At 48.2% G+C, this 12,619-nt stretch carries 8 protein-coding genes, 2 rRNA genes and 1 riboswitch; all 10 genes read right to left on the bottom strand.

The window, feature by feature from the left end:
• Nucleotides 1-7: 7 nt before the first annotated feature.
• Nucleotides 8-889 carry a phosphoribosylaminoimidazolesuccinocarboxamide synthase gene (locus tag BVG16_RS28530; protein ID WP_078502601.1) on the bottom strand — a complete coding sequence of 294 codons (882 nt, stop codon included), beginning with the start codon at nucleotides 887-889 and terminating at the stop codon, nucleotides 8-10.
• A gap of 25 nt (nucleotides 890-914) precedes the next feature.
• A complete protein-coding gene (purB, locus tag BVG16_RS28525; RefSeq protein ID WP_078502600.1) occupies nucleotides 915-2,210 on the bottom strand; it encodes an adenylosuccinate lyase in 1,296 nt (431 codons plus the stop codon).
• Complete coding sequence (gene purK, locus BVG16_RS28520) at nucleotides 2,211-3,371, bottom strand: 5-(carboxyamino)imidazole ribonucleotide synthase (protein ID WP_078502599.1); 1,161 nt, start codon at nucleotides 3,369-3,371, stop codon at nucleotides 2,211-2,213. It abuts the gene before it with no gap.
• Nucleotides 3,368-3,853: a 5-(carboxyamino)imidazole ribonucleotide mutase gene (gene purE, locus BVG16_RS28515; protein WP_078502598.1), complete on the bottom strand. Its 486-nt coding sequence runs from the start codon at nucleotides 3,851-3,853 to the stop codon at nucleotides 3,368-3,370. Before purE ends, purK begins: the two co-directional genes overlap by 4 nt.
• 273 nt (nucleotides 3,854-4,126) lie before the next feature.
• Nucleotides 4,127-4,227, bottom strand: a riboswitch (purine riboswitch).
• A 104-nt stretch (nucleotides 4,228-4,331) separates the two neighbouring features.
• A complete protein-coding gene (locus BVG16_RS28510; protein WP_078502597.1) occupies nucleotides 4,332-6,485 on the bottom strand; it encodes a DNA topoisomerase III in 2,154 nt (717 codons plus the stop codon).
• Nucleotides 6,486-6,611: 126 nt separating this feature from the next.
• A complete protein-coding gene (locus BVG16_RS28505; RefSeq protein ID WP_078502596.1) occupies nucleotides 6,612-7,046 on the bottom strand; it encodes a universal stress protein in 435 nt (144 codons plus the stop codon).
• 46 nt (nucleotides 7,047-7,092) lie between these two features.
• Nucleotides 7,093-7,374 carry a DUF1294 domain-containing protein gene (locus BVG16_RS28500; RefSeq protein ID WP_078502595.1) on the bottom strand — a complete coding sequence of 94 codons (282 nt, stop codon included), beginning with the start codon at nucleotides 7,372-7,374 and terminating at the stop codon, nucleotides 7,093-7,095.
• A 117-nt stretch (nucleotides 7,375-7,491) separates the two neighbouring features.
• The gene (locus BVG16_RS28495) at nucleotides 7,492-8,982 is read right to left on the bottom strand and encodes an FGGY-family carbohydrate kinase (protein ID WP_078502594.1); all 1,491 of its coding nucleotides are present in this window, start codon (nucleotides 8,980-8,982) and stop codon (nucleotides 7,492-7,494) included.
• 431 nt (nucleotides 8,983-9,413) lie between these two features.
• Nucleotides 9,414-9,530 (bottom strand): 5S ribosomal RNA (gene rrf, locus BVG16_RS28490).
• Between the two features lie 134 nt (nucleotides 9,531-9,664).
• Nucleotides 9,665-12,592 (bottom strand): 23S ribosomal RNA (locus tag BVG16_RS28485).
• Nucleotides 12,593-12,619: the final 27 nt, after the last annotated feature.

Genomic DNA, 12,619 nt, shown 5'->3' with positions numbered 1-12,619 from the left:
CGCAAGGTTACTCTGTCAATCTTCTATAAATATCTTGATATCTTCTCGTCGTCTCCGCCACAACCTCAGCTGGCAACGGATCCGGCACACTGTTCTTATCCCATTCGCTATGCGCCAAATAACTGCGCACAGGCTCTTTGTCCATACTATCAATCTCAATATTGAGCGCGTATTTCTCTTTCGCCCAGAAACGTGAGGAATCCGGGGTGAACAACTCGTCGATGAGAATCACTTGGCCATCGATAAGACCGAACTCGAACTTGCAATCCGCAAGAATGATGCCGCGTTCCGCGCAATACGCATGTGCGAATTCATAGAGCTTAATACTCTTCTCTTGCAATTCAAGCGTCAGCGCTTCGCCGACAAGCTCTTTCATACGATCAATGGAAATATCCTCATCATGACCGACATCATTTTTCGCAGCCGGGGTGAAGAGCGGCGTCGCAAAACGCTCGTTTTTCTTCATCCCTGCCGGCAGCGAAATGCCGTTGATGGACTGCGATTGCTGATATTGTCTCCAGCCGCCGCCGGTAATGTAGCCGCGCACGACACATTCGATGTCGATACGTTCTGCTTTCTTCGTCACCATGATGCGGTCTTTCAGCAAGGATGGATCTGTTACCAAATCCCCCAGCTTCTCCACATCGGTATGCACCACATGGTTCGGCTGCATCGCTGCGGTTTGTTCGAACCAATACGTGGAAAGGCGGTTCAACACATTGCCCTTCTCAGGTACCGCTGGCTCCAATACATAGTCAAAAGCGGAAATACGGTCCGTCACAACAATCAAATAATGTTCCCCTAGATCGTACAGCTCGCGCACTTTTCCTTTATAGATTAATGGCGCTTTTACAAGTTCGACAGCAGATGAAATGGCTTTCCCCGACACGTTGTTCCTCCCCTTCTACCCTGTTCTATTTCAATCCTAGGTTTTCAAAAATCGTATCCACATGCTTCAAATGCCATGCAGGATTGAATGCATCCGCAATCTCTTCCGCACTCAATACTTCCGTAATCGCAGGTGTTCCTTCAATAATGTCACGGAAGCTGCGTTGTTCTTCCCATGCTTGCATCGCACGCGGCTGCACCGTATCGTAAGCTTGCTCACGGCTGAAGCCTTTATCAATCAGCTTCGTCATGACACGACCGGAGAAAGGTACGCCATACGTACTTTGCATGTTGCGTTTCATGTTCTCTGGGAATACCGTTAGATTCTTCAAGATGTTGCCCAAGCGGTTCAACATATAGTTCAACAGCATCGTTGCATCTGGCAAAATAATACGTTCTACCGAAGAGTGCGAGATGTCGCGCTCATGCCACAATGGTACATTTTCATAAGCCGAGAACATATGGCCGCGAATGACGCGAGCCAAACCGGAAATATTCTCGCAACCGATTGGGTTACGTTTATGCGGCATCGCAGATGATCCTTTTTGACCTTTGCCAAATGGCTCTTCCACTTCACGGAATTCACTCTTTTGCAGTGCACGAATTTCCGTAGCGAATTTATCCAAGCTAGTTGCGATAAGTGCCAATACGGACATATATTCCGCATGACGGTCACGTTGCAACGTTTGTGTAGAGATTGGCGCCGCTGTCGTGCCTAACTTCGCACATACGAATTTTTCAACGGATGGATCGATGTTGGCATATGTTCCTACAGCACCGGACATTTTACCGTATTGCACACGGTCTGCAGCATTGCGGAAACGCTCCAAGTTCCGTTTCATTTCTTCATACCATAACGCCATTTTCAGACCAAATGTCGTTGGCTCCGCATGTACCCCGTGCGTACGTCCCATCATCGGCGTATCTTTGTATTGAATGGCTTGGTTTTTCAAAATTTCGATGAAGTTCAGAATGTCCTTCTCCAAAATTTCATTCGCCTGAAGCAGCAGGTAGCCAAGCGCCGTATCCACGACGTCTGTGGACGTTAATCCATAATGAACCCATTTACGCTCATCACCAAGGGATTCAGATACCGCACGTGTAAAGGCAATCACGTCATGACGCGTTTCTTGTTCAATTTCATAAATACGGTCGATATCGAAGCTTGCATTCTTACGCAATGCCACAACATCTTCTTTCGGAATAACGCCAAGCTCAGCCCATGCTTCGCAAGCGCAAAGTTCAACTTCCAACCAAGCCTTGAATTTATTTTCTTCTGTCCAAATCGCTCTCATTTCCGGTCTGCTGTAACGTTCTAACATTTATTTCTTCCTCCAAATGTTTGTTTTTTCAACCCAAGTCAATGCATCGTCCAAATGATCCGCTAAGATATTCACATGTCCCATCTTGCGCTTTTCTTTGGCTTCTTGTTTTCCATATAAATGAACTTTCGGGGCTACATTTAAGCTTGATGCTTCTGTATCGATCTGCGCCATACGCGCAACCAAAGGTTCTACATGCTCACCGAGCACATTCACCATCACAACAGGCGTGATTAAAGAGGTATCCCCGAGAGGTAAATTACATACGGCACGAACATGCTGTTCGAACTGCGACGTCCGGCATGCTTCCATCGTATAATGCCCCGAATTATGCGGTCTTGGCGCTACTTCATTCACAAAAAGTTCTCCGTCTTCCGTCAAAAACATCTCCACGGCGATAAGTCCTACCACGTTCATCGACTCCGCAATTCGGATAGCCAACGCTTCCGCATGATCCTGCGTATCAAAAGGCACACGAGCAGGTACAATGGATAGATGCAGAATATTATCCACGTGAATGTTCTCAGCTACTGGGAAAGCTTTGACTTCACCGCGCGGGCTGCGCGCTGCAATGACGGACAATTCCTTCGTAAAACGAATGAACTGTTCGAGCACCAACTCTGTTTTGGCTTGAGCCAGTGTCTCGTAAGCTTCTTGAATCTCGTCGAGTGAACGAATCACCCACTGCCCTTTGCCATCATAACCGCCTGTCGCGGTCTTCAATACACAAGGTAAGCCAAAGCGCTCAACCGCTTGTCTTAAATCTTCCACACATGTAATTTCTGCATATGGTGCAACTTTTACCCCTGCGGCTTCAATCGCACGCTTCTCACGTAACCGGTGCTGTGTCGTATAGAGCAGTTCACTGCCTTGCGGGACGTACGATTCTGTCATTAACATCGCAGCCACTCCGGCATCGACATTCTCGAACTCGTAAGTTATAACATCTGCCTTCGCCGCTAATTGCCTTGCAGCCTCAACATCGTCATATCCCGCCGTAATCTGTTCCGCAATTTGACCACACGGTGCATCCGGTGTTGGATCTAATGTGACAAATCGATAACCAAGGTTACTACCCGAGAGCGCCATCATTCGTCCAAGCTGTCCGCCACCCAAGATGCCAATCGTTGACCCGGGTAAAATAACTTTCTCTTGCATCATAGCGAATCACTGCTTTCTAAGACTTGTTCCCGAATCGCATCACGACGCGCTTGTACACGCGCTTGCACCTCGGCATCAAAAGCTCCTAGAATTTGTCCTGCTAAAAGTCCTGCATTCGTCGCGCCAGCGGTACCGATAGCTACCGTTGCAACCGGAATGCCTCCCGGCATTTGCACGATCGACAATAATGAATCAAGTCCGTTCAAAGTAGACGACTTCACCGGCACACCAATGACGGGAACAAGCGTCTTCGCTGCGACCATGCCCGGAAGATGGGCTGCGCCCCCCGCACCCGCGATGATGACTTTTAAGCCGCGTTCTGCTGCATGCTCTGCATAGTCGAACATTAAATCCGGTGTGCGATGTGCAGATACGACTTTCTTTTCATAAGGGATGGATAATTCATCAAGCACATTGCATGCATGCTTCATGGTCTCCCAATCGGACTGGCTGCCCATAATGACGCCTACTTGAACTGACATGTTATGACCCACTTTCATAAGATGGATGGATAGCTATATGATCAATAAAGTTCTTACAATTCATGTATCGACAAAAAAAGATCCCAAGATAGGTGTACCCCGTACACAAAGTTCTATCTTCGGACCATTGTTGGAATGCTGAAATGAAAGAGTGGCTCAAGCTGCGTCATCTACCATCATAGACGGCGATACTACACAGTCGACTCGACAAGTTCCGCATCATCTCCGACGTGATTCGACAGTCAGAGGCAGAAGCTAATCCCTGTCCTAGCAAGAAGCATCACTTTCACTCGTAGTCCAAAAATTTAAGGTCTTTGGGTAGAAACTTCGGGCCGTATCCCCATAATTATACGAGTTCTTATATTTCGTGGCTCGCCACTTAACATCCCTAGTTTAACAGTCCATTACATTGTATGTCAACTTAAAGACGAACATTAACAATATTCTGATAATTAAAAGTTCGTTTTTAAGCTGTTTATTATTGTTTCCCTTTTTGCTCAAGCGCTGCCTTTAACGCATCCCCTAAACTGGACCCCATACTTTCGGATTTCTCATATTGCTTCACCAACCGCTGCTGCTCCCGTTTGTTCACGCGGCCGCCGCCTTCTCCATCAAGCATCTCAATGATATTACAGCCTAAGCATTGAACATATTTACCCGCTTTCCCTGTCTTCAATTCCATCTTCTTATGGCATTGCAGGCAACGTCGGTTGGAGAGTTGTTTCTCACCGGAACGACGGTAGCTGCAATCGCTGCTCGAACATACGAGCATTTTACCGCGTTTTCCCTTCTTCTCCATCAGCTTCTCTCCGCATTCAGGACAACGGGAATTCAGAAGGTTATGCGGTTTATATTCTGCATCACTTTGTTTTACACCGCGGACCAGACTATCTGCCATCTCCCGAATGCCTTTCATGAACGGTTCTGTACCACCTTGTCCACGTGCAATCTTCTCAAGCTCCTGTTCCCATTTCGCGGTTAGTTCAGGGGTTCTCAATTCACTGGCAACAAGCTCAATCAATTGTGTTCCTTTTCCTGTGGGATGCAAGCTGGAACCTTGACGTTCAATCGTATCACTCGAGACGAGTTTCTCAATAATATCTGCCCGCGTCGCTGGTGTTCCAAGACCGTACTTCTCCATTTGTCCTAACAAAGAAGCTTCCGTGTATCGTTTAGGCGGTTGCGTCCGATCTTTGCGGAGAGCCGCACGCTTCAATTCAACCGCTGCCCCTTCACGTAGGCTTGGCAACAATTGCGTAGCTCCTCTATCTTCTCGCGCGCCTGTATTTGTATCTTCATCTTCATCGTCCCAATCGTCATCTTGTCCATAAACTTCTTTCCATCCGGATTGAAGAACGGTTTTACCGCGCGTCGTGAACGTCTCCCCTTCGACCTCGATCGTGAGGGCCGTCATTTCATAGCGGGCTGCAGGATAGAATAACGCGAGAAATCTTCTGACTATCAGGTCGTACAATTTACGTTCCTCATTAGATAGCGCAGATAGAATCACCGTCTGATCCGTCGGAATAATCGCATGGTGATCCGATACCTTGGAATCATCCACGACACGACGTGTTATTGGAAGCTTACCACGTAATAACGGCTTCGCAATGGAAGCATAGGGTCCTACAGCAACTGACCGAATGCGCTCTGGTAGCGTATCCGTCATATCGCTGGATAAATACCGAGAATCTGTGCGCGGATACGTCACAAGCTTATGCTGTTCATACAGCTTTTGAAGCACATTAGACGTCTGCTTCGCCGAAAAGCCGTAACGTTTATTCGCATCTCGCTGCAATTCCGTGAGATCATACGCCAATGGATGGGGTTCGTTCTTCTCATTCTTTTTCACCGAGAGGACTTTCCCTTTCTTCCCATCGACTTTGCTGCGTAACACCTCTGCCTGCTTCTCATCAAAAATCCGCCCATCTCCTTGGCCGCCTTTCGGTCGCCATTGTGCCTGGAATTCTCCGAATTCGCCTTGAAGCGTATGGTATTCGGCAGAGCGGAAATTACGGATTTCATGCTCACGATCCATAATCATCCCTAAGGATGGGGTTTGGACGCGACCCGCAGATAATTGTGCGTTATATTTCGTAGTCAACGCTCGTGTCACATTCAGACCGATCAGCCAATCGGCTTCGGCACGACAGCGTGCGGATTCATACAGCCGATTATATTGGGAACCTGGCTTGAGATTCGCAAATCCTTCACGTATGGCTTTGTCCGTCTGCGAAGAAATCCATAGCCGATGGAACGGCTTCTTCCACTTCACCATGGTCATGATCCACCGTGCGAGTAATTCTCCCTCGCGTGCGGCATCGGTTGCGATAATTAATTCACCGATATCTTGACGCCCAGCCAAATGCTGGACCGCCTTGAACTGATGCGACGTTTCGCGCAGCACCTTGAGTTTCATTTTCTCCGGCATAATGGGTAAATGTTCGAGTTCCCATGTCCGGTATTTCACATCATAATCTTCAGGCTCTGCGAGTCCGACGAGATGTCCTAGCGCCCATGTCACAACATATTTTGGTCCTTCAAAATAGCTCTTATGTTTCTGATGACTGCCCATCACGCGGGCAATCTCCCTCGCGACCGAGGGCTTTTCCGCTAATACTAATGATTTCATGCTGCACTCCTTTGCTTTTATAGCGACATTATTCCCCATAATTATACCATTGGTAACCCTATATACGTAACAAGCTGGTGCCTGAAATCAGACACCAGCTTGTGGGTTACATGTATTGTAATCTAGTTATTTAACGACCAATACCGGCACACGAGCATGCTGTACCACATTATGGCTGACACTGCCCAATACCATTTCACCAATCGCCCCTAATCCGCGGCAACCGATAACGATAAAGTCACATTTCACTTCTTTTGCATAGTCCAAAATCGTTTTGGCTGGAGAGCCTTGACGCATTTCAACATGTGTCTCGTTGCTTACCGTTGCGACAAGCTTCCGCGCATCTTCGGTCATTTGCTCAGCGAGTTCAAATTGCTCCATATTCACACTGCTAGGTACCGTCAGCATGGAATCTGCCATGTACATACGCATATAATCGTACACATGTAAAACTTCCAGCTTCGCATTCGGATTCAGTTGTATCAATTCTTTAGCCGTTTCTAACGCTTTTTTGGATTGTGGTGAACCGTCATAGGGTACTAATACTTTAGAGAATAGCATTGAAATCACTCGCTTCCCTTGTTGTAGTGAGCAGATCCGATTCGGGTTATTTCAGAAGTGTATAGATGTAACTATACGTAACGATATTAACAATCAATAACAATGGCATTCCGATGCGAAAGCTGAGATGTTTTGTCTTGTGCCGCTTGCGTTGCATCGCCACGATAGAACCTAACCCGCCGCCTAAGGCTGCTAGCGTAAAAAGTCTGCGCTCCGGCACTCTGCGCCGATGCTGCTTTGCGAGTCTTTTATCGGTGGTCATGACGGTATATCCGATGATATTCATAAGGACATAAATAACACACCATACGAGTTGTAACGAATTCATTGGTACCCCCAAATCTCGATAACTGCTACTTCTATTATAGTAGATAACGAGTTTCGAAACAAATCAGCCCTTGGAACCCGTTATTTACTTAGATTCAATATACAAGATACTAGATTCTTAGGTTCTCCAATTCCGAAGCTGGGCTTGAATGGGAACAAATTTATGATGGAAGAACTGCTGGTACGCCTCATGTTCTTGCTCCTCGTAACTGATGCGGCGAAGTTGCCCCTCCTGCTGCACCGCTGAGACTGCTTCAGACGCATTGGCATAGTGCTGAGCACCGATCGCTGCGACCATCGCCGCTCCAAGCAATGCTGCTTCGTCGATGTTAGGTAGTAAGAATTCAACCCCAGAGATCGCGGCCTTAATTCGAAGCCAAGCTTCCAAACGAGCTCCCCCACCAATGACACGTACGTGATGGATCGGCTGTCGCGTGATCTCTTCCGCTCGGCGCCGAATATACTCTTGCTGATATGCCGTTCCTTCAAGGATAGCCTTAAGTAGCTGCGGTCGTTTATGATTTTTCGCTAATCCGATAAAAGACGCCCTCGCATGCGTATCTGGTGTGGGTGCGCCGCAACCTGCTAAATAGGGATAATAAAGAATGCCTGTTGGTCCGGGTTCGCAAGACTCAACTTCTTGTTTGACGGTATCATAGTTCAAGGTGTCACGGCCCACGATATCGCGAATCCACTCCACCGAGCCTCCGGACGCAGAATTACCACCCATCCAAAAATAGCAACCAGGCACCACATGAATGCCATAACCTAATCCCGATTGATATTCTTGTTCACCCAATTTCTGTTCACGCACAATGCCAACTAACGTTTCCGCCGTACCCATCGAGTTATACACATCGCCTGGAGCTATCGCACCTACAGCAAGTGCTGCACTTACGTGATCATGCCCTGCTATCGCAACACTCACGTGCGGTGGTAATCCCAAAGCCTGACCAACAGCCGTTACTGATCCAAGCGGCGTACCGCTAGGAACTACTTGTGGAAATACATCCGGATCGATGCCAAAATGACGTATAAAGTCTGTATCCCAAGCCTTCTTCTCCATATCAAATGCAAAAGTTCTCGTGGCTAGCGTATAATCACAAGCCATCACACCTGTAAGTCGATACGCAATATACCCGGATACACTTACCCACTTTCCATCCTTTAATGCCTCTGGATCACGATCTCGTATCCATAATATTTTGGAGAGGCCCATTTTGAAAGAGATCTTTAATCCCGTCTTTGTAAATCGTTCTAGCGCATCCGATCCTGTCGCAATCCGATCTGATTGCTCCTCCGAGCAAGTATCGAACCAAGGCATGAAAAACGATTGGGGCTGACCTGTCACTTGATGAAGGATAACGCCGCTTTCCGCCATACTTGTGATCCCAATCGAAGTAATCTGACTAGCATCCACTTCTGAAGTCACTTCTTGAAGCATATTTGCAATATGTCCCCATATTTCTTCAGGTTCATAGTAAGAAAAACCTTCTTTATGTACGTGGGAAACCGTAGGTCGGCTTTTCAAGGTCACCATGCGACCATGTGCGTCCACGATTCCCACTTTACTATTCGTTGTGCCAATATCAATCCCAATAAACAACATTTATGTACACCTCTTCAATATAATGAAATTATATACAAATATACCTATATACTATTGCTTCTATATTAATACCCATAGAATAGCTTAATTCCTCATTCGATGCATCTAAAATACATAAATAATCTTGAAATCGTGACCTGTGGATGAATTTTTGTTGGTGAGCCAGACTCATACACAATCGGTGTACAAACCTGTGCATGATGTGGACGAAGATGTGGATGTTGTGAATGAATTTTTATATACCAACTCGAAAGTTGTGTACAATCGAATAAATCAGGGGGTTATTACATGAATGAAGCTCAGAAACCTGTGGATAGTCTTTTTTTAGAAATTGGGGTTGTTGATAATTTTTCGAAAAATATTGTGGAAAACGGGATTATCCACAATAAAAAACCGCTATCGAGATTTACATCTCAACAGCGGTCTCTATTGCTTGGCATCGTCCTACTCTCCCAGGACCCTGCGGTCCAAGTACCATCGGCGCTAGAGGGCTTAACGGTCGTGTTCGGGATGGGTACGCGTGGAACCCCTCCGCTATCGACACCAAACGTATGCTTTTGTCAGGTTACAGCATTACCACATGCTATAAGCAACAAGCTTAACATCATTGCACTTGGCAATTATGCTTCAGCGTTTTGCTCCCTGAAAACTAGATACGAAACAACTTTTTGCGAATTAATATTAGGATAAGCCCTCGACCGATTAGTATTGGTCAGCTCCACACATTGCTGCGCTTCCACCTCCAACCTATCAACCTCGTCGTCTTCAAGGGGTCTTACTAATTGGGAAATCTCATCTTGAGGGGGGCTTCACGCTTAGATGCTTTCAGCGCTTATCCCGTCCATACTTGGCTACCCAGCGGTGCTCCTGGCGGAACAACTGGTACACCAGCGGTATGTCCATCCCGGTCCTCTCGTACTAAGGACAGCTCCTCTCAAATTTCCTACGCCCACGACAGATAGGGACCGAACTGTCTCACGACGTTCTGAACCCAGCTCGCGTACCGCTTTAATGGGCGAACAGCCCAACCCTTGGGACCTACTTCAGCCCCAGGATGCGATGAGCCGACATCGAGGTGCCAAACCTCCCCGTCGATGTGGACTCTTGGGGGAGATAAGCCTGTTATCCCCAGGGTAGCTTTTATCCGTTGAGCGATGGCCCTTCCATGCGGTACCACCGGATCACTAAGCCCGACTTTCGTCCCTGCTCGACCTGTATGTCTCGCAGTCAAGCTCCCTTATGCCTTTGCACTCTTCGAATGATTTCCAACCATTCTGAGGGAACCTTGGGGCGCCTCCGTTACTCTTTAGGAGGCGACCGCCCCAGTCAAACTGCCCACCTGACACTGTCCCCGAACCGGGTTACGGTCCTAGGTTAGAACTCCGATACGATCAGGGTGGTATCCCAACGTCGCCTCCACACAAGCTGGCGCTCATGCTTCAAAGGCTCCCACCTATCCTGTACAGATCGTACCAAAGTCCAATATCAAGCTGCAGTAAAGCTCCATGGGGTCTTTCCGTCTTGTCGCGGGTAACCTGCATCTTCACAGGTATTAAAATTTCACCGGATCTCTCGTTGAGACAGCGCCCAAGTCGTTACGCCATTCGTGCGGGTCAGAATTTACCTGACAAGGAATTTCGCTACCTTAGGACCGTTATAGTTACGGCCGCCGTTTACTGGGGCTTCGGTTCATAGCTTCGGGTTACCCCTAACCACTCCCCTTAACCTTCCAGCACCGGGCAGGCGTCAGCCCGTATACTTCGCCTTACGGCTTCGCACAGACCTGTGTTTTTGCTAAACAGTCGCTTGGGCCTTTTCACTGCGGCCCCCTCGTGCTATTCACACTACCGGGGCACCCCTTCTCCCGAAGTTACGGGGTCATTTTGCCGAGTTCCTTAACGAGAGTTCTTCCGCGCGCCTTAGAATTCTCTTCTCGCCTACCTGTGTCGGTTTGCGGTACGGGCACCATCACCTGGCTAGAGGCTTTTCTTGGCAGTGTGAAATCATGACCTTCGGTACTGCAATTTTCCCTCCCCATCACAGCCTAGCCTTATCGATGTGCGGATTTGCCTACACATCAGCCTCACTGCTTGGACAGACATCCATCAGTCTGCGTCACTATCCTACTGCGTCACCCCATTGCTCATAACGGCTTACGGTGGTACAGGAATTTCAACCTGTTGTCCTTCGACTACGCCTTTCGGCCTCGCCTTAGGTCCCGACTTACCCTGAGCGGACGAACCTTCCTCAGGAACCCTTAGGCTTTCGGCGGACATGATTCTCACATGTCTTTTCGTTACTCATACCGGCATTCTCACTTGTATGCTGTCCAGCGCTCCTTACGGTACACCTTCAACCTACATACAACGCTCCCCTACCCCTGATACATACGTATCAAGCCATAGCTTCGGTGGTGTGTTTAGCCCCGTTACATTTTCGGCGCAGAGTCACTCGACCAGTGAGCTATTACGCACTCTTTAAATGATGGCTGCTTCTAAGCCAACATCCTGGTTGTCTTTGCAACTCCACATCCTTTCCCACTTAACACACACTTGGGGACCTTAGCTGATGGTCTGGGCTGTTTCCCTTTTGACAATGGATCTTAGCACTCACTGTCTGACTCCCGGTTATAAGTCTATGGCATTCGGAGTTTGACTGAGCTTGGTAACCCTTGGCGGGCCCCGCACCCAATCAGTGCTCTACCTCCACGACTCTTAACACCGAGGCTAGCCCTAAAGCTATTTCGGGGAGAACCAGCTATCTCCGAGTTCGATTGGAATTTCTCCGCTACCCCCACCTCATCCCCGCATTTTTCAACATGCGTGGGTTCGGGCCTCCAGTGCGTGTTACCGCACCTTCACCCTGGACAGGGGTAGATCACACGGTTTCGGGTCTACGTCCACGTACTAAGTCGCCCTATTCAGACTCGCTTTCGCTGCGGCTACGGCTCTTCACCTTAACCTTGCACGGGAACGTAACTCGCCGGTTCATTCTACAAAAGGCACGCCATCACCCATAGATCGGGCTCTGACTTCTTGTAAGCACACGGTTTCAGGTTCTATTTCACTCCCCTCCCGGGGTGCTTTTCACCTTTCCCTCACGGTACTGCTTCACTATCGGTCGCTAGGTAGTATTTAGCCTTACCAGATGGTCCTGGCGGATTCATACGGGATTTCACGTGCCCCGCACTACTCGGGATCCGTCTCGGAGAGAACAGACTTTCAATTACAGGGCTTTTACCTTCTATGGCGGGCCTTTCCAGACCTCTTCGTTTAATCGGTTCCTTTGTAACTCCATGTGAGACGTCCCACAACCCCAACCAGCAAGCTGATTGGTTTAGGCTATTCCGCTTTCGCTCGCCGCTACTGACGGAATCACTTTTGTTTTCTCTTCCTGAGGGTACTTAGATGTTTCAGTTCCCCTCGTCTGTCTCTTCACACCCTATGTATTCAGATGTGAGTGACTGGCTATTACACCAGCCGGGTTTCCCCATTCGGACATCCCCGGATCAAAGCTTGCTTACAGCTCCCCGAAGCATTTCGTTGTTCGCCACGTCCTTCGTCGACTCCTAGCGCCTAGGCATCCTCCGTGTGCTCTTAGTAGCTTAACCAHGCTNDGRYANAGTATHNATSSGYAS

The sequence above is a fragment of the Paenibacillus selenitireducens genome (genome assembly GCF_002021565.1).
Classification (GTDB): Bacteria; Bacillota; Bacilli; order Paenibacillales; family Paenibacillaceae; genus Paenibacillus_K; species Paenibacillus_K selenitireducens.
Note: the sequence above shows the minus strand (reverse complement) of the source record. Positions and strands in the feature narration are given on the sequence as shown.